The sequence below is a fragment of the Pseudomonas sp. B3G-3 genome (assembly GCF_028640915.1).
Lineage (GTDB): Bacteria > Pseudomonadota > Gammaproteobacteria > Pseudomonadales > Pseudomonadaceae > Aquipseudomonas > Aquipseudomonas chlororaphis_I.
In genome coordinates, this window is sequence record NZ_JAQZAB010000065.1 from 70,417 (window position 1) to 94,415 (window position 23,999).

A 23,999-nucleotide genomic window follows, 5' to 3' on the forward strand; every position below is an offset into this window, starting at 1 on the left:
GAGCGGCATTATCCAACATGGGTCCCGGGGAACCTAGGAGAGTTTCCCCCTTCGGGACCAACGACTAGGCGCGGGCCACTCCAGCCTGCGCGGCGGCATCGGTGAACTCCTTCAGCCAGCGCAGCACATCGACCGCCTCCCAGCGGGCCGGGTCATACAACGCATACAACAAACCCTGATACCCCACCACGTCCAGTTGCCGGTGATAACCCGCACGCTGGAACAGCGCTTCGATTTCCGCGAAGCAGGTATTGAAATGCAGCTTGTTGAACGGTGTCTTGCCCTCCGTGACCAGCCCGTCCAGGCGCAGCTCGAGTACCGCTTCGCGCACCACATCGGCGGACATGCGGTTCACACTGCTCTTCAATTGTTCGACATTGACCATCATCAGTCCTTCTACCCTCTCATTCATCCACTGAGCACACGCCCTGCGCATCGATATCAGCCACGGCCGACGTAACTGACCACCCACAACACCACGCCCCAGATTTGCGCCGAATCCCGATCGTCCAGGGGAATCGGTGCAATCGAAGGTCGCGCCGCCTTGAGCAGCAGCCCGCCCTTGGGGTCGGGAGCCAGCAGGCGCACGCCATAGGCGTCTTCGCCATCGAGATGGGCCACCACGTATTGATCCACTGCCGGGGCTGCCGAACGATCGACGATCAGCCGGTCGCCGGGATAGATACCGAAGCCCAGCAGGCTGTCGTCATCCACCAGCACCGCGCGGATCTGCGGGGCTCCGAGACCCACGGTGCGATCCAGCGAAAAACCGCCTTCGAACTGGAGCCCGGCAGCAAACCCGCCGTGCTCCGCATGTTCGGGCGACAGGTGTTGCAAACGCTCGGCGCGGGCAAGGATTGTGAGAGACATGACGAACCATCCCGATAACTGTACGCATATACAGTAACCGAATAATCGGGATCCCGCCAAGGGATTGCAGCGAAGGCGACAAACGGAAAGGGTCGTGCCAGCGACAGCCGGCTCAGCGCAGGAAGGCCACCACCTGTTCGGCATCGAACGGCCAGCCCAGCTCGGCGCCGTTGTCCACCCGGCGCAGGACCGGGATACGCAGGCCATACGCCTCGAACAGGGTTTCGTCTTCCGCGATATCCACCAGCTCGACCAACAACCCGTGCTCCACCAACGGCATCAACTCCGCTTCGGCGAGTTCGCACAGGTGGCAACCCAGGGTGCCGAACAGCTGACATTCAGGAGGCATGACATACAGACCGAAAAGAGACAGGCGCTTATTCTAGGCCCGCGATAAAAAGCCGTCGACCGATGAACACGGCAGCGTGCGGTCATCGTCGGGCATTCTGCCAAACAGCTGATGCAGGTCAGCGTCGCCAACTTGCGATTGAGCGACCCTCGTGGCTTTTTTTGCCTCTACGCTCTGTATTCCAACCCGCCGCCGGAGATGCCTGTGTTTGCCAATCTGTTGATCATCCTCGCTTCATCCCTGGTGGTGATCGCCCTGTTCCGCCGCCTGCACCTGCCGCCCGTGCTGGGCTACCTGTGCGTGGGCCTGCTGGTGGGGCCGACCGCCTTCGGCTGGGTCAACGACAACGAAAACCTGCCTGACCTGGCGGAGTTGGGGGTGGTGTTCCTGCTGTTTTCCCTGGGGCTGGAGTTTTCCGTATCGAAGATGCTGGCCCTGCGCCAGGTGGTCTTCGGCCTGGGCAGCTTGCAAGTGCTGTGCAGCGGCGCCGTCCTCGGTGGCCTGCTGATCCTCGCCGGCGGGCCGCTGATCCCGGCCTTGCTGCTCGGCGCGGGCCTGGCGCTGTCCTCCACCGCCATCGTCAGCAAGGAGCTGGGCAGCCTAGGGGAAATCTTCAGCAGCCACGGGCAGAATGCGATCGGCGTGTTGCTGTTCCAGGACGTGGTGGCCGTGCTGTTGCTGACCCTGGTGCCGGTATTCGCCGGCAATACCGAACAGGCCTGGTATTGGGCCCTGCCCCTGACCCTGGGCAAGACCACCCTGCTGTTCATCGGCCTGGCGCTGGCCAGCCGCTGGCTGCTGCCACGGCTGTTCCACGAGGTGGCCGCCTCCCATTCCGCCGAGCTGTTCGTGCTGCTGGCCCTGGTCATCGTCCTGCTGACCGCCTGGCTGACCCACCTGCTCGGCCTGTCCCCTGCCCTTGGCGCGTTCCTCGCCGGCATGCTGCTGGGGGAAAGCCGCTACCGGCACCAGATCGAGGCTGATATCCGGCCGTTCCGCGACATTCTGCTGGGGCTGTTTTTCGTCAGCATCGGCATGCTGATCGACCTGCAACTGTTCGCCAGCCATGCCCTGCTGATCCTCGGCCTGACCCTGGCCCTGATGCTGATCAAGGGCGCCGTGGTGGCGCTGTTGCTCAAGCTGCGCGGCAGCGACGGCGAGACGGCCTGGCGCAGTGGCCTGGCCCTGGCCCAGGGCGGCGAGTTCTGTTTTGCGCTGATGGCGCAGATGCAGCAAAGCCAGTTGATGCCGGCCGAGCTGAGCGGCCTGCTGCTGGCCGCGACCTTCTGTTCGATGTTGCTGACCCCCTTGCTGCTGCGCGCCGCCCCGGGCATTGCCGCGCGCCTGCACCGCAAGCCGAACCAAGAGGCCCACCTGGAAGAAATCAGCGCCCTCAACGCCGCATTGCAGGGCCATGTGGTGATCTGTGGATATGGCCGCGTCGGCCAGTCGATCGGCCGCTTCCTGCGCCGCGAACAGCAGCGTTTCATTGCCCTGGACGATGACCCGGTGCGGGTCCAGGAAGCCGCGGCCGGCGAAAGCTGCGTGCATTACGGCGACTCCCGCCGCGCCGAACTGCTGGCGGCGGTCGGCCTCGAACGCGCACGGCTGCTGGTGATTGCCGTGGACAAGACCGACATCGCCCTCAACGTGCTGAAAAGCGCGCGCCGGATCAACAGCGACGTGCCGATCCTGGTACGCACCCGGGACGACAGCCAACTGGCCGAACTGAAAGCCGCCGGCGCCAGCGAAGTGGTGCCGGAGCTGCTGGAGTCGAGCCTGATGCTGGCGTCCCATGCGCTGGTGATGCTCGGGCTGCCGGAACACCAGGTACAGGCCAAGGTCGATGAAGTCCGCCACAACCGCTATAGCCTGCTGCACGGCTTCTACCATGGCGCGCAGACCGACCTGCTGGACAACCGCGGCCAGCCACGAGTGCTGATGCATGCGGTCAATCTCGGCAGCGCGGCCCACGCCTGCGACCTGGCCCTGGGCGAGCTGGCGCTGGAGCAGTTGGGCGTGGATGTGCAAGGCGTGCAGCGCGATGGCCGTGACCTGGAGCTGACCGCCGGCACCTTGCTGCAAGCCGGCGATACGGTGTTGATGTCCGGCCCGCTGGCGGCCATCGAAGCGTCGGAGGCGCGCCTGCTCGGCGGCCAATGATCAGCGGCAAGCAGCCCAGGCTGGAGGCTCCAGCCCGGGCCGCAAGGCTTCAGTCCTGGCTGACCGCGCCGATCTTGTGCAGCGACAGGTCGGCGCCGTAGTACTCCTGCTCCTGGGTCAGGCGCAGGCCGCAGAGCGCCTTGATCGCGCCATACACCAGGAAGCCGCCGACCAGCGCCACCAGCACGCCCAGGCCGGTACCGATCAACTGGCTGGTCAGGCTGACACCGCCCAGGCCACCCAGGGCGCTCTGGCCGAAGACCCCACAGGCAATACCGCCCCACACACCGCACACACCATGCAATGGCCAGACACCCAGCACATCGTCGATCTTCCAGCGCGTCTGGGTGGCGATAAAGCACCAGACGAACAGCGCGCCGGCGATCGCCCCGGTGATCAACGCTCCCACCGGGTGCATCAGGTCGGAGCCGGCGCAGATCGCCACCAGCCCGGCCAGCGGGCCGTTGTGCAAAAAGCCCGGGTCGTTGCGCCCGACGATCAACGCCGCCACCGTGCCGCCGACCATGGCCATCAGCGAGTTCACCGCCACCAGCCCGCTGACCGCCTGCAGGGTCTGCGCGCTCATCACGTTGAAGCCGAACCAGCCGACAATCAGGATCCACGAACCCAAGGCCAGGAACGGAATGCTCGACGGCGCGAACGCCACCAGCTTGCCGTCGCGGTAGCGCCCGTTGCGCGGCCCGAGCAACAGCACCGCGGCCAGCGCCAGCCAGCCGCCCATGGCATGCACCACCACCGAGCCGGCGAAATCATGGAAGCCTGCGCCGAAGCTCTCCTGCAGCCAGGCTTGCAGGCCGTAGTTGCCGTTCCACACCAGGCCTTCGAAGAAGGGATAGATGAAGGCCACGATCAGCGCCGTGGCGCAGAGCTGCGGGACGAACCGCGCACGCTCGGCGATGCCGCCGGAAATGATCGCCGGAATGGCCGCGGCGAACGTCAGCAGGAAGAAGAACTTCACCAGCCCGTAGCCGTGATCGGCGCTGATCACCGCCGCCGGTTGCAGGAAGCTGACGCCGTAGGAGATCCAATAGCCTATAAAGAAATAGGCCAGGGTCGAGACCGCGAAGTCGCTGAGGATCTTCGACAAGGCGTTGACCTGGTTTTTCTGGCGCACCGTGCCCACCTCGAGAAAGGCGAAGCCGGCATGCATGGCCAGGACCATGACCGCACCGATGAGGATAAACAGGGTATTGGAACCATGGACCAGAGTGTCCACAGCGCTTTGCAGATTTTCCATGGAATGGGCAGACCTGATAGCAGGAATTATCCGCGAGCCGCTCGAGCGTTTTTGCACCAACTTGGCACCTAAGGTCCTGTCGACCTACGTATTGCGACCCATTTTGGCGCGACGCTTTTTCGAGAGAGGTGTATCGCTCGGGGGTGTTTCCATAAGTGTTGATTTTTTAGGGTAAGGTTTTAGCTGCCAGGCACCGCATCCTGCGCGCTTTCGGCGCAACCACCCGTGTTTACGCACCAGGACAAAGCAAAAGCTGTACCAGACAATTGCACTGAACCTTCGCGCAAGGCTCATACTCGAACCCTTCAGAACGCCACTATGGAGATCATCATGGCCAGCAAAACCACCAAGACAGCTCAAGAAACCCTGATGGCGGACTTTCAGGCACTGGTCAGTGACACGGAACGCCTGCTGGAACACACCGCCACCCTGGCGGGCGAACAGGCGGACGAATTGCGCACACAGATTCACGACAGCCTGCTGCGCGCCCGCGAGACCCTGCAACTGACCGAGCAATCGCTGCGCGAACGCGGCGAGGCGGCGGTCACTGCCACCGAAGACTATGTGCAGAACAACCCCTGGCAAGCAGTGGGCATCGCGGCGGGCGTGGGCTTCCTGATCGGCCTGCTGGCGACCCGGCGCTGATATGGCTATCGATGAATCCGGCTCCACCGCGGGCCAAGGCTCCTCAACGCGGCGCCTGGGCGCTGCTTTCCTGGGTTTGTTGCACAGCCACGTCGAACTGTTCGGTATCGAGTTGCAGGAACAGAAAGCCAGAACCGTCAGCCTGCTGTTGTTCGCCGGGCTGACCCTGGTGTTCGCCCTGCTGCTGTTGGTAGGCCTGTCGACGCTGGTGCTGATCCTGTTCTGGGACACCTATCGCCTGACCGCCATCACCGGGCTGTGCGTCTTCTATACGCTGGCCGCGCTGTTCTGCGCCCTGCGCCTGAAGGCGGCGATTTTCGATGAATCCTCGCCCTTCCATGCCACCCTCGAAGAGCTGGCCAATGACAGGGAGCGCCTGCTGCCATGAGCCTGCCGGACATTCCGCAAACCAATTCCCGGCGCGAAATGCGCAAGGCGCTGATCCGCCTGCGCATGGAAATGCATCGCCAGGAAATCCGCCACGAATCCCATCAATTGCTGCAACCCTTGCAGCGGGTCCGTGGCCTTGGCCAAAGCTGGCAACAGGGCTTCGGCATCAAGCACGCGCCGTTGTGGGGTGTGGCCGCCGTGACCCTGTTGGGGTTTCTCACCGGCAAGGGCGCCAAGAGCGGCAGCGTCAGAAACTTCGCCCGACTGGTACGGCTCAGCGCCGGCCTGTTGCCGCTGATCAAGCTGGTCATGCAAGGTTCTTCGAGCAAGCATTGAGCCGCCACCATCTGGCTGCATTCTTGCAACCGTTCCCGCAATAGCTGCGCCCCGGCCTCTCTCACGAGAGGTCGGGCCTTGCCTGCCTGTTGCGTCGGCGCGCCGCCCAAGATCAACAAGATCAACCAAGGAGGCCCCGTGATCGACGGGCAACCGCTTGCCTGCTTTCAACCCTTCATCGACACCGCCACTGGCCGCATTGCCGGTGTCGAAGCCCTGGGCCGCCTGCGCCAACCGAACGGCCAACTGCTGTCGGTCGGCCCATTGTTCAACGATCCCCGGACCTCTTCCACCGCCCTGCGCCGGCTCGACCGGCTGATTCGCGCCGACGCCCTGAGCCGCCTGCATGAAGCGCCCGCGGACTGGTTCCTGAGCCTCAATATCTCGCCCCGCTGGATCAGCCGCCTGCGCGCCGGCCAGCCGTTGCCGAGCCTCAGGCAATTGCAGCAACAGGGCGTCGATCCGCGGCGCGTGGTCTTCGAAATCACCGAGTTGAGCGGCAACAGTCAGCGCCTGAGCGAAGTGGTGGCGCGCTACCGCGAAGCCGGCGCGCGGATCGCCATCGACGACTTCGGCGCCGGCTACTCCCAGCTCGACCGAGTGCTGGCCCTGCAACCGGACATTCTCAAGCTCGACATGCGCCTGTTCCAGGCCGCGGCCCGTGGCGGGCCCAGCAGCGACGTGGTCAAGGCCCTGGCGCAGATGGCCGAGAAGACCGGCTGCTGGATCATCGCCGAAGGGGTCGAGAGCGAAACCGAACTCAACTTCGCCCTGGAATGCGGCTCGCGGTATGTCCAGGGTTTCCTGTTTGCCCGGGCCGAGCAGGCGTTCTTCGCCAGCGATGCTTTCGTCGCGCCTTTTGCCCGGGCGCGCCAGCGCTATGTGCAGCAGAAACTGGCCGAACGCGGACGACTGATGCAGATGCGCCAGCAACTCGCGGAGCTGATGACCCTGCTGCAGGATTGGGCCCAGGCCCGGGCCCCGATCGAACGGTTACCGCAGGTGGATGCCTTTCCCTGGTTGTTGCGCTTCTATCAATGCGATCGCCACGGCACCCAGCTGACGCCGAACCTGGAATGGCGCCACGAGCGCTGGCAGGCCGACCACAGCTACGTCGGCCACAACTGGTCGTGGCGTCCTTACTTCTACCACCTGCTGGCCGAAGGCTGGGACGAGCGGCGGCTGACCCTGTCCAACACCTACCGCGACGCCACCAGCAACCAGTACTGCCTGACCGCCGGGCAGTTCTTCGACAATGGCCAGCGCCTGCTGTTGATCGATATCGATGCCGCGGGGCTTTAGTTCCACTTGCAGGCGCTGGCGCGAACCGGGAAGCTAGCCCATCAGTCATTCGACGGAGAGACCCCGCCTTGGATTGGCATACCCTGCTTACCCGCGAACGCCTCGGAAAACCGCTGCACAGCCCTGAAGAACTGGGCCGCAGCCCCTTCCACAAGGACCACGACCGCATCATCTTCTCCGGTGCCTTCCGCCGCCTGGGCCGCAAGACCCAGGTGCACCCGGTGTCCAGCAACGACCACATCCATACGCGCCTGACCCACTCCCTGGAAGTCAGCTGTGTCGGTCGCTCCCTGGGCATGCGGGTCGGCGAAACCATTCGCGACGCCCTGCCCGAGTGGTGCGAACCGAGCGACCTGGGGATGGTGGTGCAATCGGCCTGCCTGGCCCACGACATCGGCAACCCGCCGTTCGGCCACTCCGGCGAAGATGCGATCCGCCACTGGTTCCAGCAGGCCGCCGGGCGCGGCTGGCTGGACGCCATGAGCGAAAACGAGCGCAACGACTTCCTCAACTTCGAAGGCAATGCCCAGGGCTTCCGGGTGCTGACCCAGCTGGAATATCACCAGTTCGACGGTGGCACGCGGCTGACCTACGCCACCCTCGGCACCTACCTGAAGTACCCCTGGACCGCGCGTCACGCCGACTCCCTGGGCTACAAGAAGCACAAGTTCGGCTGCTACCAGAGCGAACTGCCGTTGCTCGAACAGATCGCCAACAAGCTCGGCCTGCCGCAACTCGAGGAACAACGCTGGGCCCGCCATCCGCTGGTGTACCTGATGGAGGCCGCCGATGACATCTGCTATGCCCTGATCGACCTCGAGGACGGGCTGGAGATGGAGCTGCTCGACTATGCCGAAGTCGAGTCGCTGCTGCTCGGCCTGGTGGGCGACGACTTGCCGGAAACCTATCGCCAGCTCGGCCCGCGGGACTCGCGCCGGCGCAAGCTGGCGATCCTGCGCGGCAAGGCCATCGAGCACCTGACCAACGCCGCCGCCCGGGCCTTCGTCGAACAGCAGGACGCCCTGCTCAGCGGCACCCTGCCCGGCGATCTGGTGGAGCACATGCACGGCCCGGCCAAGCGTTGCGTGCTCAATGCCAAGGACATCGCGCGCAAGAAGATCTTCCAGGACAAGCGCAAGACCCTGCACGAGATCGGTGCCTACACCACCCTGGAAATCCTCCTCAACTCGTTCTGCGGCGCCGCGCTGGAACAGCACGGCGGACGCACACCGTCGTTCAAGAACCGGCGGATCCTCGACCTGCTCGGCAACAACGCGCCGGATCCGAACGGTTCGCTGCACACCTCCTTCCTGCGCATGATCGACTTCATCGCCGGCATGACCGACAGCTACGCCAGCGAAATGGCCCGGGAAATGACCGGGCGTTCCAGCCCGCAATGACCCGTCGTTGAACGGCTGCCTCGCGTTATCGAGGTGGCCGTTCGAGCGGTTTTGTGTGAGTCGGCAACTAAGGGATTCCCCTAGGCCCTTATCAGGCAATATCCCGATGCAATCGTTACTTCAACTTTGATCAGCTGCCTTCTGCGCACTGTTCGACAGCGCCTTCACTTCCACCTCGTTCACTAGACATCCATCAAGTCTCGATACTATTCCAGGCAGCCTTCAGCACCTAGAGCACTTGCTCTATAACTAGCGATAGTGACCGATATATGTAGCTGAACAATCAATCCAACTAACCTGAATTAAACAGACCGTTAACGAAACAACCAGACATCCTACCTTTACCTTTCGATACATCTGCTCACCCGTCGGACCAAACCCCTTGCAACACAAGGCCCCTGCAGGTTCCCGTCGATTACAAATTCCGTACAAATCAACTTTATCGTTTCCGCTAGTCTCGAACCGTAATGGCTTAACAAGGTTAATTTCACACCTCGATAGATCGTTCCCCGTTCATGACCCCAGGCCGGATGATCGCCGGCAAAACAAATAGCAAGCAAACTAAGTACCTTCACTCAAACTTCAAGCCAACGGTTAGTTCGAAAATAATTTCACCCCTCGCTGTAACAAAGAGCACGCCCAGGACTCAAGCGTCAAAATGGAAGTGAGTACACGGAATGAATCCGTGTCAATAAGTTGTTCCCGCACTTCCTCGTCCGTTTTTCACTGTTAAGGATGTCGAGTGCCCCATACGTCCTCAAGTCACCCAAGTTGCCATACCAGCCTGCGTCGCTGGTTGCTGCTCTCGCTGCTGGCCGGGTCCCTGCCGGTGGCCGCCGCCGATATGCCACAACCGGGTCAGGAAGCCCTGCGTCTGCAGCAACAGCAACAGCGCGACCTGCAACAACTGCAACTGGAACAGCGCCAGCGCCAGTTACAGCGCGGCAGCTTCGGGACCCCGGCGGTCACTCCCGCCGAAACCACCCAGGGTGGCCAGGATGAACAGTGCTGGGCCCTGAGCGGCACACGGATCGCCGGCGTCACGCTGTTCAAGAAAGACCGGTTGAACCGCCAGCTCGAACCCTATATCGCGCCCTGCATGGGAGTGAACGGGATCAACCGCCTGCTGGCGCAGATCACCCGGATCTATGTCGAGGCCGGTTACATCGCCAGCCGCCCCTACCTGAGCAGCGCTCCCGCCGCCGGCCATTCGCTGGATATCGTGGTCGACGAAGGTTATGTCGAGGCCGTCGAACTGGCCGACCAGAGCCTGCCGGTTTCCCTGGCCGGGGCCTTTCCCGGCATGCTCGGCGAACCGCTGAACCTGCGCGACCTGGAACAGGGCCTGGACCAGCTCAATCGCCTGCGCTCCCTCGACCTGACTGCCGATATCGCCCCCGGCAGCCAGCCCGGCGCCTCGCGGATCATCCTGCGCTCGCGCAGCAGCGGCGCCTCGCGCTGGGCCCTCGGGCTGGGTGTGGATAACCTCGGCAGCGCCAGTACCGGGCGCGACCGCAACTCCGTCAACCTGAGCCTCGACAGCCCGCTGCAACTCAACGACGCGCTCAACCTGAACTTCAGCGACACCCTCAATCACGGTCCGCGCTACAGCCGCAGCGCCAGCGTTTTCTATTCGATCCCCTACGGCTACTGGACCTACAGCCTGTTCGCCAGCCATGCCGAGTACCGGGCGCCGTTCAAGCTCAGCAGCGTGACCTTCTACAACAGCGGGCGCACTGACCTGTTCAGCCTGCGCGCCGAGCGTGTGCTGTGGCGCGACCAGGGGCACCAGCTGAGCGCCAACCTGCAACTGGCCCACAAGGATGTCGACAGCTACCTGGAGAAAGTCCGCCTGGGCATCCAGAGCCCGACCCTGACCGTGGCCGAAGCCGGGCTCAACCTGTTCTGGCTCGACAGCGCGGTGTGGAACCTCGACGTCAATTACGCCCAGGGCCTGACCTGGTTCGGCGCCGACCGCGACTCGCAACAGGTGCAGAAAAACCTGCCGCAGGCGCAGTTTCGCAAGTACCGCGCCAGCCTCAGCCAATGGCGCAATGGCCACTTCGCCAGCCAGCCCTGGCAGTGGCAGAGCCAGCTGTCGCTGCAGTACAGCCCCGACCCGCTGCCGGCCATCGAACAACTGCTGGGCACCGACGACTCCGCCGTGCGCGGCTATCGCGAGAACAGCGCCTCGGGCGCCATCGGCGGGATCTGGCGCAACACCCTGCGCCTGCCGTTGCAGAACGACCTGCCCGTCAAGCTGACCCCGCGCCTGGCCTTCGATCACGGCCGGATCAAGGCGCAAGAAGGCGCCAGCAGCGAGCGCCTGAGCAGCGCCAGCATCGGCCTGAACCTGAGCTGGAAGAACGTGCAAGTCGATGTCGACTACCAGCACAGCCTGGAAACACCCCAGCGTTTTCACCATGAATCGCCCGCCTGGCTGACCCGCCTGAGTGTGCAGATCTGAGGTCCCGCGAACCGTGCATCAGCCTGAAAAAAACAGCCGAGCCTGAACACCACAGCAGCGTTGCAACGAACAGCGCGCACCGCCACTCGGCCCACACATAGAGAGCTTCTTATGCCCGACAACACATCTGTGTTTCACCTGTCCCCCAGGGGCAAACTGCGCCTGGCCATCGCCAGCCTGCTCCTGGTCTCCCATCTGCCGCAGGCGCTGGCCGGCGGTATCACCGTGGCCCCGGGCCCGGGCGGTATCCCGCAGCTGCAAAACCAGAACGGCGTGCCGATCGTCAACATCGTCGCGCCCAACGGCGCCGGGCTCTCCCATAACCAGTTCCTCGACTACAACGTCGATCGCCAGGGCGTGGTGCTGAACAACTCCCTGCAATCCGGCGCCTCGCAACTGGCCGGGCAGCTGGCTGCCAACCCGCAGTTCCACGGCCAGGACGCCAGCGTGATTCTCAACGAGGTGATCAGCCGCAACGCCTCGGCGCTCAACGGCACCCAGGAGATCTTCGGCCGCGCCGCCGACTATGTGCTGGCCAACCCCAATGGCATCTCGGTCAACGGCGGCAGCTTCATCAACACGCCGAACGCCAGCCTGCTGGTCGGTCGCCCCGAGTTCAACGACGGCAAGCTGCAAGCCCTGAGCACCGGTGACGCCAAAGGCCAGTTGACGGTCGAGGGCCGAGGCCTGAAGAACGACAATGGCAGCATCAATCTGATCGCCCCGCGCATCGACAGCCAGGGCGACATCACCGCCAGCAACCAGCTCAACCTCACCGTCGGACGCAACCGCGTGGACCCGGCCAGCGGCAAGGTGCTCAGCACCGACCCGGCCGGTAACACCAAAGAGCAGCGCATCGACGCCAGCCTGTTCGGCGCCATGCAGGCCGGGCGCATCAACATTGTCAGCACCGCCGAAGGCGCCGGCGTGCGGGTCGGCGCGGTGCAGGTCAAAGGTCACGACGGGGTGGATATCGCGTCTGCCGGCGACCTGCAGATCAGCGGCCAGGCCAAGCCCGATAGCCTCGACGCCGTCCGTGCCGGCGTGCACAGCAGCCAGGGCGACGTGCAATTGCGCAGCGGCCAGGACCTGACCCTCGCCGCCACCGATGTCAGCGCCCGCGACATCAAGCTCGATGCCGGACGCAACCTCACCCTGAGCGCCATCGAAAGCCGCAAGCTCCAGGAAAAACGCGAGCAGTGGAGCAACAGCACCATCGGCATCACCTGGGAAACCTACGACCGCACCCTGACCGACAGCGACAGCCGTCAGCACGGCAACCAGCTGACCGCCCGCCGCGATGCCGAGCTCAAGGCCCGCGCCAACACCGAACTCAAGGCCAGCCAGATCAAGGCCGGCAACAACCTGACGGTCGACAGCGGCGCCGACCTGCGCCTGACCGCCGCCACCGAAACCCACGAACAACGCGACCAGGGCCACCACCGTAAACACCTGTGGAAAGCCGACTGGGACAAGTCCAGCAGCGAACAGCGCAGTATCACCAGCCAGTTGGAGGCCAAAGAACAGTTACAACTGACCAGTCGCAAGCAGCTGCAACTGCAGGGCGCCGAACTGGCCAGCAACAATATCGAGCTGACCGGGCGCCAGGTGGACATCACCAGTGCCAGCCGCACCCAGAGCAACAGCGACAAGTCCTACTCCGGCGATCTGGTCGGCGGCAGCTTCTTCGGCAAGAACGGCGACGGCGACAAGGGCAAGACCCTGAACAAGGGCAGCAAGGTCAACGCCAAGGGCGACCTGATCGTCAAGGCCGACGAGGTCCGCATCAGCGGCAGCCAGGCCCGTGGCGGCAAGCAGGCCAGCGTGATCAGCGAAAACGGCTCGCTGACCATCGACGGCGTGCAAGACCGCTCCCACGACAACAGCTACAGCAAGGACAGCAAGTTCTTCGGCATCACCAAGGATGAAAGCCGGCAGAACCGCAAAGACAGTACCACTGTCACCAGCGACCTGCGCTCGGACAGCAACCTCAAGCTGCAAAGCACCCAGGACATCGCCATCAGCGGCGCGCACGTGGCCGCGACCGGCGAGCTCGAAGCCAAGGCTGACGGCGACATCAAGATCGACTCGGCGCAAAACACCTCGCAGAGTGAAAGCACCACCCACACCCGTGGCTTCGACGCCTATGCCAAGGAAAATGCCCCGGACACCCGGCAATACCGTGCCGGCGTGCGTTACGAAGACCAGCAGAAAACGGTCAAGACCAGCGACACCCAGCAACAGGGTTCAAGCCTCAGCGGCGGCAGCCTGCAAGTCGCTGCGGGCGGCAACCTGAGCATCAAGGGCAGCGACCTGAAGGCCACCCACGGCGATGCCAGCCTCAGCGGCAAGCAGGTCGAGTTGCTGGCCGATCACGACCAGAAGAGCAGCAGCACCGACACCCGCACCACCGGCGGCGGTTTCTACTACACCGGCGGCCTGGACCGCGCGGGCAACGGTGTGGAGTTCGCCCACAGCAGCACCCAGGACACCCATGACACCGGTACCGCCAACACCACCGGCATCGCCGCCAGCGGCAACCTGACCATCAAGGCCGGCAACACCCTGGTGACCGAGGGCGCCCAGGTCAAGGCCGGTGGCAAGCTGCTGGTGAACGCCGAGCAGGTCGACAACCGCGCGGCGCACAACACTGAGTCCACCAGCCACAAGGAAAACACCTGGAGCGCCGATGTCGGCGCCAACGTCGAATACAAGGGCCTGACCCGCCCGGTGGAAAAAGCCATCGAAGGCGTGGCCCAGCGCAAGTTCCATCAGCCAGGCCTGCTCGACGCCCTGGAACAACCCAACGTTGGCCTGGACGTGGAAGTCGGCCACCAGAACAAACAGCGCACCGAGCAAGGCAGCAACGCCGTGGTCAGCCAGTTCCAGGGCGGCCAGGTGGAGGTCAAGGTAGCCGGCCAGTTGCAGGATGAGGGCAGCCGCTACGAGGCCACCCAAGGCACGCTGAAGATCGACGCCGGCAGCCAGGTGGCCAAGGCCGCCAGCAATACCCACAGCAGCAGCGAGCAGGCGCTGGACGCCAAGGCTGGCGTACGGGTCTACACCACCACGGGCGAGGACCTGAACGTACGTGGCAGCGGCGCTGGCGGCAGCAGCGACAAGCGCAGCGACAGCAGCAAGGCGGTGGTCGGCAGCTATGTCGGCAAACAGGGCGTGGACATCGCGCTGAGCGGCGACGGCCAGTACGAAGGCAGCCGGTTCGATGGCGGCGAAGCCGGCGTCAAGCTGCACAGCGGCGGCGAACTGGCGCTGAACCAGGCCAATGACCGCCAGAACAGCAGCGACTCCAGCCTGCGCGGCGACGCCTCGCTCACCGTCGGCAGCGCCCCGGGCGCCAATGGCAATAACCTCAACCTCGGCGCTGGCGTGCAACTGGACCACAAGCGCCTGGACCAACAGGACAGCCAGGCGCGGGTCGCGACCATCCAGGGCAAAGGCCCGGTCGAGTTGACCAGCGGTGGCGACCTGATCCTGCAGGGCACCACCATCGGCAGCAAAACCGCCAAGACCGGCGACATCAACCTGAACGCCGGCGGCAAACTCGACCTGCAGGCCGCGGTCGACACCCACAGCAGCCAGGGCAGCAACCTCGGTGGCGGCCTGACCGGCGGCGCCAGCAAGACCAGCAGCGAGCAGAGCAGCGGCAAGAGCGCCAACCTGAGCGCCAACTTCAACATCGGCCGGGTCTCGGAACAGGACCAGAAGCAGACCGGCGGGCAACTGCACAGCAATGGCCAGGTAACACTCGCCAGCGGCTCCGACAGCAACACCGCGCTGCACTTGCAGGGCACCCAGGTCGAGGGCAAAAACGTCACCCTCAGCGCTGACCGCGGCGGGATCTACCAGGAGTCGGCGCAATCCACCCAGGCCCACAACAACTGGGGCCTGACCCTGGGCGCTGGTGGCAATGGCGGCAAGACCACCCGCGCCGACGCCGGCGAACACGACTCGCCGAAAACCGATCGCGGTATCCACGCCCGGGCCAAGATCGATGTCGCGCAGGTGCACAGCAACACCCAGCACAACAGCCTGATCAAGGCCGACCAGGTGACGCTCGTCAGCAACGGCGACACCCATCTGGCAGGGGCGCGCATCGACGCCAACCAGGTCGATGGGCGGATCGGTGGCGATCTCAAGGTGGAGAGCCGCAAGGACCAGCTCAGCAGCACCACGGTCAACCTCGACGCCCGCCTGGACGCCGAGAAGAACCAGCCTGGCGTGGTCGACAAGCTGACCAAGCAGACCGGCCCGCTCAAGGACAAGCTGCAGGCCAAGGCCGAAGGCAGTTTCGACAAGCACCGCGAGAAGCTGGAAAACGTCGTCGACAAGGGCACCGAGCGCCTGGTGGCGGCCAAGGACAACCTGGTGAACAAGGCCGAAATCGCCAAGGAGCGCCTGGGCGAGAAATTCACCCGCAGCGGCAGCTATGACGTCAACCCGGAACCCAAGGGCGCCTTCGGTCGCGGCGTGGACAAAGCCAAGGGCTACCTCGCCGACAAGACCGAAGCCTTGGGCGATCGCTTCTCCAGCCTCAAGGAACGGGTCTGGCCGAAAACCAGCGACAGCTACGCCGTCAGCGAGAAAACCGGCGCTGGCAGCAAGCTGACCAACACCGCGGAAGGCGTGCTGTTCGGCGACAAGAGCGGCAACACTTCCTACACGCCGACCCTGAACCTGAATGTCAGCCGTCAGAGCAAGGACAGCGTGGCAGAGGCTTCAGGCATCAGCGGGACCCGGGGCGTGAGCCTGCAAGTGTCGGGGGAGACCCGCCTGAGCGGCGCGCGGATCGGCGCCAGCGAGGGCAAGGTCGACCTCGGCGGCTCGACCGTCAGCACCACGGCATTGGCCGGTACGGATTACCGTGCCGACGTCGGGCTGAACCTGTCGAAGTCGCCGGTCAACCTGGCCCTCGGCGCCAAGGATGAGCTGACCCGCAAGCAGGACGAGGCCACCCAGAAGGATCAGGCGTTCAACCTGGGGCCGCTGCGCGTCGGCGGCCATAGCGACAGCCAGCTGTTGCAGGCCGGCATCGATCAGAAAGCGCCCTGAGGCAAGCGCTCCGTGATCGGCTGCCCCCCATGAACGGGGGGCAGCCTCGCTCTGTTCCCTTCCCTCCTCCCTTTATTGCCCTGCGAAAACTGCACTAAACCGCCAACATCTCCTTACCTTTTACATGGCTGGATACTCATTCCTACTTTCAACTGAAAAACCGCTGTAATCCGAAACCGTCTTTCATGTAAGAACTGCCTTATTGTCCCCAACCCCGCCTTAACCCGCATATATCCACTGTCCTGCCTGCGCTAAGGTCCAGCCCTGTATTTATTCCCACGGGTTTGACCATGAGTTCTGTTTTCATCATCGACGACCATCCCGTTATCCGACTGGCCATCCGCATGTTGCTGGAACATGAAGGTTATAAAGTCGTCGGCGAAACCGATAACGGGGTCGATGCCCTGCAAATGGTCCGTGACAGCATGCCGGACCTGATCGTGCTCGATATCAGCATTCCCAAGCTCGACGGGCTGGAGCTGCTGTTGCGATTCGGCGCCCTGGACAAGTCGCTGCGGGTGCTGGTGCTGACGGCGCAGTCGCCAGCCCTGTTCGCCGGGCGCTGCATGCAGGCCGGGGCCTGCGGCTATGTGTGCAAGCAGGAAGACCTGAGCGAAGTGCTCAGCGCCATGAAGGCCGTGCTGTGCGGCTACAACTACTTTCCGAGTCATGCCCTGCAAACGCCAAGGCAGGATGAAACTTCGAACGACGAACTGAACCGCCTGATGTTGCTCAGTGATCGGGAACTCATGGTGTTGCAACTTTTTGCCAAGGGCAGCACCAGTACGCAAATAGCCAACAGCATATTTCTCAGTGGCAAGACCGTCAGCACCTATAAAAAAAGAATCATGCACAAACTTCGCGCGACTTCCATGGCGGAACTTATCGAGTTGGCACAACGTCACGAACTGGTGTGAGAAACAGGATGTTCAAACACATTTCTTATTATTTAACCCTGACGGCCACGACCGTTCTGGCGGTACTGTTTCTTGGCCTGGTCGAGGCCGGGCAACGAGAGTCCGGAATAACATCCGCCCCTCAGTGCACTGGCACCGCGCCTTGTCTTGAATCGGCTGCCGACCCACCTCTCGATAACGGCCATCGCGGGCTGCTCCTGCTCGCTGGCCTGGGGCTTGGCGTGCCGCTGCTGGCGTCCCTGGGCTGGAATGCCTGGCTGCACCTACGCCTGGCCCGCCAGCAACAGGCCGCGCATGATCTTGGGCAGCAGCTCGCATTCATGCAGGCCTGGATCGACGGCGTGCCGCATCCGACTTACGTGCGCGACCGCCAGGGCTTGCTGCAAAGCTGCAATGCCAGTTACCTGGAAAGTCTCGCCGCCCACCGCGAAGCGCTCATCGGCAAAACCCTGTTGCAGGGCGTCATGGACGATCCCGGGCAGGCCCGCGAATATCACGCTGACTACCAGCGGGTCATGGCGCAAGGCCGCCCGCTGCTGCGTGACCGGCCACTGCGCCTGAACGGGCAGGAACTGACCGTCCAGCACTGGGTCCTGCCCTATCGGGACGCGAACGGCGAGGTCCGGGGCATCATCGGCGGCTGGGTCGATATCAGCGAACGCCATCGGCTCAGCGACAGCCTCGAGGCCGCCCGGCAACAGGCCGAAGCGGCCTGCCGGGCGAAAAGTGCATTCCTGGCCAGCACCAGCCACGAACTGCGCCGCTCGATGAATGCGTTGATCGGTGCGCTGGAACTGCTGCAGCAGCGCTCCGCCAGCCAGTCCCAGGATGGTCCGGTCATTGAAATGGCTTATCGCTCGGCGCGGACAATGCAGGCCCTGGTCGACGATACCCTCGATATCGCCCGCATCGAATCAGGCAGCCTGGCGCTGAAGCCTGAATGGCTCGACCCGCGCCTGCTTGTCGAAACCGTTGTCAGCGAGTTCGACAGCCAGGTCCGGGAGAAGCATCTCAAGCTGCTGCCGACCTTCCACTCCAGCCTCGAGCCGGTCGATGTGCTGCTCGACCCGCTGCGTTTCAGGCAGGTCCTGGGCAACCTGCTGCACAACGCGATCACGTTCACCGAACAGGGCCAGATCAGGGTCCATCTCGACCTGCAAGCGGCCACGCAGCCGCAACAGGTGCAACTGATGCTGCAAGTGACGGACAGCGGCATCGGCATCGACGAGCAGGATCAGCACAGGCTGTTCGAACCCTTCTTCCAGGCCCAGGCTCGCCCCCTTTCCCGGCCTGACGGCGCCGGGCTGGGCCTGACCCTTTGCCGTCACCTCTGCGAACTCATGCAAGGCACGCTGCAACTGGCCAGCCAGCCGGGCATAGGCACGGAAGTACGGGTCCTGTTGCCGCTGGCCTGTCAGCCCGCGCGAAAACCCGCGACCCTCGTCGAGCCACTCATTGCCCCTGCCACCCGGGCCTTGAACGTACTGGTGATTGACGATCATTCGGCGGACCGCCTGCTGCTGGGGGAACAACTGCATTTTCTCGGGCACCGCTGCCGCACCGCCGAAGACGTCGAGCAAGGCTTCGAGCTCTGGTGCAAGGGGTTCTTCGACCTGCTCATCGTCGATTGCAACATGCCGGGCATGCACGGCTACGAGCTGATCCGCGCCATCCGCGAGCATGAACGCCTGGAGTCCCGCGCGGCCTGCCGGGTATTGGGGGTGACCGCCAGCCCCCGACCGCAAGAGAGACAGCAGTGCGAACAGGCCGGCATCGATGACTGCCTGTTCAAGCCTGTCAGCCTGGCGACCCTCAGTCACAAACTGGCTGGCCTGCAACCGCGGCCCTGGAATGGCGTGTTCAGCCTGAAAGCGCTGCGCACCCTGTCCCGTGGCAAACCGCAGTTCGCCCTGCGCATCCTCACCGAACTGCTGCATTGCAGCTATCGGGACCGCCAGCAACTGATGGCCCTGCCCTGCGAGCCACCGCCCCGAGCACTCGCGGAACTGGCCCACAAGATCAAGGGCTCGGCGCTGATGGTGCAGGCCAAAGACCTTGAAGCGCAGTGCGAAGCCCTTGAGCAGGCCGTTCTGGAAGACGCGGACAGGCAAACCCTGACGCAGCGCAGAACCGCCCTGGAACAGGCCATGCTCAAGCTCGAACGGGCCCTGCTGTGGCAGATCGATCAACAGCCCAGCGCGCCCCTGACCTGAGCCCCATCACCAACGCAACAGCTTGTGTTTGCCGCTAGTTGCCAGATAAATATCAAAAAGCCACTATCCTGTCAGTCGGCCGCAAAAGCCTCATGGCGAGTCTCCATCAGACTGCAATTCGCAACGCCCCCGGAGCCGCCTCCCCTGAGCACAATGCACCTGCCTTAACTATGCTGAGACGTTGAGCTGCGCATCACGCGCCCCCTGGAGAGAGCTGTAATGCCGAGCACGCTGTCGTTCGATAAACGCCGATTTCCTCTCCATGTGCATATCAGCGTGATGTTCACTTGCCTGCTTCTGCTGACCGGCGTGGTGCTGGGCGTTTTCAATTACCAGCAGACCACCCGCATCATCCTTTCCAGCAGCGAAAAACTGTTCCAGCGCATCGAACAGGACGTGCAGCTGGACCTGAAAGCGACCTACGAACCGATTCGCCATCTGCTCAGCCTGCTGGTGGGCAATCCGGCCGTCCAGGCCACCGATCTGGGGCAACGCCTGGCGCTGCTCGGGCCTTTCAGCCAATCGCTCAAGGACAATCCCGAGTTGGCTTCCCTCTATGTGGGTTATGCCGACGGGGACTTTTTCATGGTCCGGCCCTTGCGCAGCCAGGCCTTGAAGGAGGCCCGCCAGGCCCCCGGACCCGCGGCCTATGAAGTCTGGAGCATCGAGCGCGACCGCCATACCGGGCAACTGCATTCACAGTCGCTGTTCTACGACGCCGACCTCGCCCTGGTCAGCCGCCGGGACAATTCCCAGGAAGCCTACGACCCGAGCAGCCGCAACTGGTTTGCCAACGCCAAGGCCGATACCGATCAGATCACCACCGAGCCGTACGTCTTTTTCTCCACCCGCAACGTCGGTACCACCCTCGCCCGCCGCAGTGGCCATAACGCGGTGATGGGCGCCGACCTGACCCTGGAACAACTCTCGGCCACCCTGGCCAAGCATCGGGTCACGCCCAGCACTGAAATCGCCCTGGTGGATGGCAATGGCCATGCCGTGGCTTATCCGGACAGCCGTCGCCTGATCGTCGAAGAACAGAGTGCCCGGCTGATCCGCGCCAACGACCTGAACCCGGCCCTCGATGCGCTGTTGCAGGGCAAGGCCCAGGGTAATCGCCTGCGACTCAAGGATCGCCAATGGATAGTTGCCAGTCGTCATCTGCAGGAAGGTGGGCCCCGTGGCTTGCAGCTGGCGCTGCTGGTGCCCGAGGACGAGTTGCTGGCGGACGCCTATCGCATGCGCTGGCAAGGCGCGCTGATCACCCTGAGCATTCTGCTGCTGTGCCTGCCACTCGGCTGGCTGACCTCACGGGTGCTGGTCAGGCCGTTGCGCGCCCTGGTGCAGGAAGCCGACGCCGTCCGCAGCTTCGATTTCAACTACCCGCTGACCCGCCGCTCGCCGGTGCTGGAAGTCGACCAGTTGAGCGTGTCGATGGCCCGCATGAAAGACACCCTGGCCAGCTTTTTTGAAATCACCGCCAGCCTTTCCGCGGAAACCCGCTTCGACCCGCTGCTGCAACGGGTGCTGTTTGAAACCATGAAGATCGGCCAGGCCCAGGCCGGGCTGATCTACCTGCGGGAAAACGAAGGCATGAGCCTGGAGCCTCACGGCCTGATCATCGCCGGCAATGTCCAGGACCTGCCGGCATTCGACATACGGAGCCAGGATGCCCAGCACGACGCAAGCCCGGTGTGGCTGCGGCAACTGGCGAACAGCGAGAACGTGGTCACGACCCTGGGGTTCGAGCAGGCGGCCGACCTGCAAAGCGTGCTGCTGGCCATGAATTGCCCCAGCGTCCATCTGATCGGTATCCGCCTGCACAATCGTCACAACGAAACCGTCGGCATCCTTGTCCTGCTGTTGGCCGACAGCGGCCAGGAAGCCGACCTGGAAAAGCTGCGCCCGGACCGCATCGCTTTCTTGCAGGCAGTCTCCGGCGCCGCGGCGGTCAGCATCGACAGCCAGCGCTTGCAGAACCGGCAAAAACAATTGCTCGACGCCTTCATCCAACTGCTGGCCGGGGCGATCGATGCCAAGAGCCCGTACACCGGCGGGCATTGCCAGCGGGTGCCGGCGCTGACCCTGATGCTGGCCCAGGCCGCCGCGGCCAGCCAGCAACCGCCGTTCAGCGCCTACCAGCCCACCGAGGACGAGTGGGAGGCGTTGCATATCGCGGCCTGGCTGCACGATTGCGGCAAGATCACGACCCCCGAGTACGTGGTGGACAAGGCCACCAAGCTGGAAACCCTGAACGACCGCATCCACGAGATCCGCACCCGCTTCGAGGTGCTCAAGCGCGATCTCTGGATCGACTATTGGCAGGCTCGTGCCCAGGGTGGCGATGAGGCTTCGCTGGCGGCGATCCGCGATGCCGGCCTGGCGGAACTGGACGACGACTTTGCCTTTATCGCCCGCTGCAACCTCGGCAGCGAAGCCATGGCCGAGGCCGATCTGCAACACCTGGAACGAATTGCCCAACGCACCTGGAGCCGCACCCTGGACGATCGCCTGGGCGTGTCCTGGGAAGAAAACCGCCGCCAGCAACGTACCCCGGCGGCGCCCCTGCCGGTCATCGAACCGCTGCTGGCCGACAAGCCCGAGCATCTGATCGAACGCAACCCTTGCGAGCTGATTCCGGCGGACAATCCCTGGGGCTTCAAGCTCGATGTGCCGCCCTACAAGTACAACCGTGGCGAGCTGTACAACCTGAAAATCGGCAAAGGCACCCTGACCCGTGAAGAGCGCTACGTGATCAATCACCACATGGTGCAGACCATCCGGATGCTCAGCCACCTGCCCTTCCCCAGCCACTTGAACAGCATCACCGAGATCGCCGGCGGCCATCACGAGAAAATGGATGGCACCGGTTATCCCAGGCAGCTGAAACGGGAGCAGATGAGCCTGCCGGCGCGGATGATGGCGATCGCCGATATCTTCGAAGCGCTGACCGCGGCCGATCGCCCCTACAAGAAGGGCAAGACCCTGAGCGAAGCGCTGGGCATCATGGCGACCATGTGCCGCGATGCCCATATCGATCCACAGCTGTTCGAGCTGTTTATCCAGACCGGGATCTACCAGCAGTACGCCGACCGCTTCATGGAACCGCAGCAGATCGATGGAGTAGACCCCGAGGGCGTGCTGGGCAAGGCCGGGCTCAGGGCCTGACGCGGGTTCAGCAGTCGGTCAGGCGCAGGAAAATTGCCGCCAGGCGCTCGATGCCGGCCTGATCCTCGAGGGTGAAGCGGGCGATTTTCGGGCTGTCCAGGTCCAGCACGCCGATCAGCCGTCCAGCCTTGACCAGGGGCACCACCAGCTCACTGTTGGAAGCGCTGTCGCAGGCGATATGCCCGGGGAACGCGTGCACATCCTCGACCCGCTGGGTCTGCAGGCTCGCCGCGGCCGCACCGCACACGCCACGCCCGAAGGGAATGCGCACACAGGCGATCTGGCCCTGGAACGGGCCGAGCACCAGTTCCTCGTTGCGATTGAGGTAGAACCCAGCCCAGTTCAAGTCGTCCAGCTGATTGAACAGAAACGCCGAGAATTGCGCGGCGTTGGCGATGAAATCACACTCGTCGGCCAGCAACGATTCCAGCTGGGCGCACAGCAAGGCATAGCCGTCCAGGCCTTTGCCGGTGTTCTGCAGATCGATCATGCTTTTTGCTCCAACAACTGCAAACCTACCCAGTAGCGCGCGAACTGATACGCGCAGCGACCATTGCGATTGCCGCGGCCGGTGGCCCAGCGCACGGCGAGGATGTCCAGGGCTTCGTCACGCTGCCATTGCAGGCCAGCCTTGCTTCCCAACTCGCCGATCCAGTGCTCGACCACGTTCAGGTAATGCTCCTGGGTGAAGGGATAGAACGACAGCCACAGGCCGAAGCGGTCCGACAGGGCAATCTTGTCTTCCACTGCCTCGCTCGGGTGCAGCTCGCCATCGACGCGCTTCCAGTTCTCGTTGTCGCTTTCCTTCTCCGGCACCAGGTGCCGGCGGTTGGAGGTGGCATACAGCAGCACGTTGTCCGGGGCCTGCTCCAGCGAGCCGTCGAGCACGCTCTTGAGTACCCGGTAGTCGCCCTCGCCCGACTCGAACGACAGGTCGTCGCAGAACAGCACGAAACGCTGCGGCAGCTTGACCAGTTGCTCCACCACCCGCGGCAGGTCGGCCAGGTGATCGCGCTCGATTTCGATCAGGCGCAGGCCATGCTCGGCATGCTCGGCCAGCAGCGCGCGGACCAGCGACGATTTACCGGTGCCGCGCGAGCCCCACAACAAGGCGTGGTTGGCCGGCAGGCCATCGAGAAACTGCCGGGTATTGCGCCCCAACTGGTCGCGCTGGTTGTCGACGCCGATCAGGTCGGACAAGCGCATGTCCAGGCTGACCTCCAGCGGCAGCAGAAAACCGCTGCGGCCTTCACGCTGCCAGCGCGCGGCCAGGCATTGGCTCCAGTCGATGGCTTGTCGCGGCGCAGGCAACAGCGGCTCGATACGCGCCAGAACCGCGTCGGCGCGTTCAAGAAAAGCATTCAATCGAGATTCCACGACTTCTCCTCGGGCAGGTTCCCAGTAATGATGTGGCACGCAGACGAAACGACCTTCCGCCGCCCAGGTCTACC

At 63.8% G+C, this 23,999-nt stretch carries 17 protein-coding genes; 11 read left to right on the plus strand and 6 right to left on the minus strand.

Going from position 1 to position 23,999, the window contains the following annotated elements:
- Nucleotides 1-64 precede the first annotated feature (64 nt).
- From PVZ80_RS05280 to PVZ80_RS05290, 3 genes are all read right to left on the minus strand, one after another.
- Nucleotides 65-385: a hypothetical protein gene (locus tag PVZ80_RS05280; RefSeq protein ID WP_007923266.1), complete on the minus strand. Its 321-nt coding sequence runs from the start codon at nucleotides 383-385 to the stop codon at nucleotides 65-67.
- A 56-nt stretch (nucleotides 386-441) separates the two neighbouring features.
- A complete protein-coding gene (locus PVZ80_RS05285; RefSeq protein ID WP_009050095.1) occupies nucleotides 442-870 on the minus strand; it encodes a S24 family peptidase in 429 nt (142 codons plus the stop codon).
- Nucleotides 871-982: 112 nt separating this feature from the next.
- Nucleotides 983-1,219: a glutaredoxin family protein gene (locus PVZ80_RS05290; RefSeq protein ID WP_009050096.1), complete on the minus strand. Its 237-nt coding sequence runs from the start codon at nucleotides 1,217-1,219 to the stop codon at nucleotides 983-985.
- A gap of 204 nt (nucleotides 1,220-1,423) precedes the next feature.
- On the opposite strand from PVZ80_RS05290, the gene PVZ80_RS05295 reads away from it, so the two are divergent.
- The gene (locus tag PVZ80_RS05295) at nucleotides 1,424-3,382 is read left to right on the plus strand and encodes a monovalent cation:proton antiporter family protein (protein ID WP_273863497.1); all 1,959 of its coding nucleotides are present in this window, start codon (nucleotides 1,424-1,426) and stop codon (nucleotides 3,380-3,382) included.
- Between the two features lie 49 nt (nucleotides 3,383-3,431).
- On the opposite strand, the gene PVZ80_RS05300 is transcribed toward PVZ80_RS05295, so the two are convergent.
- Complete coding sequence (locus PVZ80_RS05300) at nucleotides 3,432-4,640, minus strand: ammonium transporter (RefSeq protein WP_103330995.1); 1,209 nt, start codon at nucleotides 4,638-4,640, stop codon at nucleotides 3,432-3,434.
- 330 nt (nucleotides 4,641-4,970) lie between these two features.
- On the opposite strand from PVZ80_RS05300, the gene PVZ80_RS05305 reads away from it, so the two are divergent.
- The 10 genes from PVZ80_RS05305 (at nucleotide 4,971) to PVZ80_RS05350 (ending at nucleotide 22,548) form a co-directional block, all read left to right on the plus strand.
- Complete coding sequence (locus PVZ80_RS05305) at nucleotides 4,971-5,285, plus strand: DUF883 family protein (protein WP_009050099.1); 315 nt, start codon at nucleotides 4,971-4,973, stop codon at nucleotides 5,283-5,285.
- Nucleotide 5,286: 1 nt separating this feature from the next.
- Nucleotides 5,287-5,673, plus strand: coding sequence for a phage holin family protein (locus PVZ80_RS05310; RefSeq protein WP_009050100.1), 387 nt, complete (start codon nucleotides 5,287-5,289; stop codon nucleotides 5,671-5,673).
- Nucleotides 5,670-6,011, plus strand: coding sequence for a hypothetical protein (locus tag PVZ80_RS05315; protein ID WP_009050101.1), 342 nt, complete (start codon nucleotides 5,670-5,672; stop codon nucleotides 6,009-6,011). The genes PVZ80_RS05310 and PVZ80_RS05315 overlap by 4 nt, the downstream gene beginning before the upstream one ends.
- Nucleotides 6,012-6,149: 138 nt before the next feature.
- Entirely contained in the window at nucleotides 6,150-7,313 is a 1,164-nt protein-coding gene (locus PVZ80_RS05320; protein WP_009050102.1) for an EAL domain-containing protein, read from the plus strand.
- A 68-nt stretch (nucleotides 7,314-7,381) separates the two neighbouring features.
- Entirely contained in the window at nucleotides 7,382-8,713 is a 1,332-nt protein-coding gene (locus tag PVZ80_RS05325) for a deoxyguanosinetriphosphate triphosphohydrolase (RefSeq protein ID WP_009050103.1), read from the plus strand.
- Nucleotides 8,714-9,455: 742 nt separating this feature from the next.
- Entirely contained in the window at nucleotides 9,456-11,180 is a 1,725-nt protein-coding gene (locus PVZ80_RS05330) for a ShlB/FhaC/HecB family hemolysin secretion/activation protein (RefSeq protein ID WP_435307278.1), read from the plus strand.
- A gap of 111 nt (nucleotides 11,181-11,291) precedes the next feature.
- Entirely contained in the window at nucleotides 11,292-16,250 is a 4,959-nt protein-coding gene (locus tag PVZ80_RS05335; RefSeq protein ID WP_273863498.1) for a hemagglutinin repeat-containing protein, read from the plus strand.
- 290 nt (nucleotides 16,251-16,540) lie between these two features.
- Nucleotides 16,541-17,167 (plus strand): response regulator transcription factor, encoded by a 627-nt coding sequence (locus PVZ80_RS05340; protein WP_009050106.1) that lies wholly within the window; start codon nucleotides 16,541-16,543, stop codon nucleotides 17,165-17,167.
- Nucleotides 17,168-17,388: 221 nt separating this feature from the next.
- Nucleotides 17,389-19,380, plus strand: a complete 1,992-nt coding sequence (locus PVZ80_RS05345) for an ATP-binding protein (protein WP_273863499.1) — start codon at nucleotides 17,389-17,391, stop codon at nucleotides 19,378-19,380.
- A gap of 219 nt (nucleotides 19,381-19,599) precedes the next feature.
- Nucleotides 19,600-22,548 carry an HD domain-containing phosphohydrolase gene (locus PVZ80_RS05350; RefSeq protein ID WP_257373109.1) on the plus strand — a complete coding sequence of 983 codons (2,949 nt, stop codon included), beginning with the start codon at nucleotides 19,600-19,602 and terminating at the stop codon, nucleotides 22,546-22,548.
- Nucleotides 22,549-22,555: 7 nt separating this feature from the next.
- On the opposite strand, the gene PVZ80_RS05355 is transcribed toward PVZ80_RS05350, so the two are convergent.
- Together PVZ80_RS05355 and PVZ80_RS05360 are read right to left on the minus strand one after the other, a co-directional pair.
- On the minus strand, nucleotides 22,556-23,038 hold the full coding sequence (locus tag PVZ80_RS05355) for a GAF domain-containing protein (protein WP_273863500.1): 483 nt from the start codon (nucleotides 23,036-23,038) through the stop codon (nucleotides 22,556-22,558).
- Entirely contained in the window at nucleotides 23,035-23,925 is an 891-nt protein-coding gene (locus tag PVZ80_RS05360) for an ATP-binding protein (protein ID WP_009050110.1), read from the minus strand. Before PVZ80_RS05360 ends, PVZ80_RS05355 begins: the two co-directional genes overlap by 4 nt.
- Nucleotides 23,926-23,999 lie beyond the last annotated feature (74 nt).

What these genes read in the sequence shown, in the direction of transcription:
- PVZ80_RS05335 (WP_273863498.1), top strand. Translation starts at nt 11,292, where the DNA reads ATGCCCGACAACACATCTGTGTTTCACCTGTCCCCCAGGGGCAAACTG.
- PVZ80_RS05280 (WP_007923266.1), bottom strand. Translation starts at nt 385, where the DNA reads ATGGTCAATGTCGAACAATTGAAGAGCAGTGTGAACCGCATGTCCGCC.
- PVZ80_RS05340 (WP_009050106.1), top strand. Translation starts at nt 16,541, where the DNA reads ATGAGTTCTGTTTTCATCATCGACGACCATCCCGTTATCCGACTGGCC.
- PVZ80_RS05290 (WP_009050096.1), bottom strand. Translation starts at nt 1,219, where the DNA reads ATGCCTCCTGAATGTCAGCTGTTCGGCACCCTGGGTTGCCACCTGTGC.
- PVZ80_RS05355 (WP_273863500.1), bottom strand. Translation starts at nt 23,038, where the DNA reads ATGATCGATCTGCAGAACACCGGCAAAGGCCTGGACGGCTATGCCTTG.
- PVZ80_RS05300 (WP_103330995.1), bottom strand. Translation starts at nt 4,640, where the DNA reads ATGGAAAATCTGCAAAGCGCTGTGGACACTCTGGTCCATGGTTCCAAT.
- PVZ80_RS05315 (WP_009050101.1), top strand. Translation starts at nt 5,670, where the DNA reads ATGAGCCTGCCGGACATTCCGCAAACCAATTCCCGGCGCGAAATGCGC.
- PVZ80_RS05305 (WP_009050099.1), top strand. Translation starts at nt 4,971, where the DNA reads ATGGCCAGCAAAACCACCAAGACAGCTCAAGAAACCCTGATGGCGGAC.
- PVZ80_RS05285 (WP_009050095.1), bottom strand. Translation starts at nt 870, where the DNA reads ATGTCTCTCACAATCCTTGCCCGCGCCGAGCGTTTGCAACACCTGTCG.
- PVZ80_RS05310 (WP_009050100.1), top strand. Translation starts at nt 5,287, where the DNA reads ATGGCTATCGATGAATCCGGCTCCACCGCGGGCCAAGGCTCCTCAACG.
- PVZ80_RS05350 (WP_257373109.1), top strand. Translation starts at nt 19,600, where the DNA reads ATGCCGAGCACGCTGTCGTTCGATAAACGCCGATTTCCTCTCCATGTG.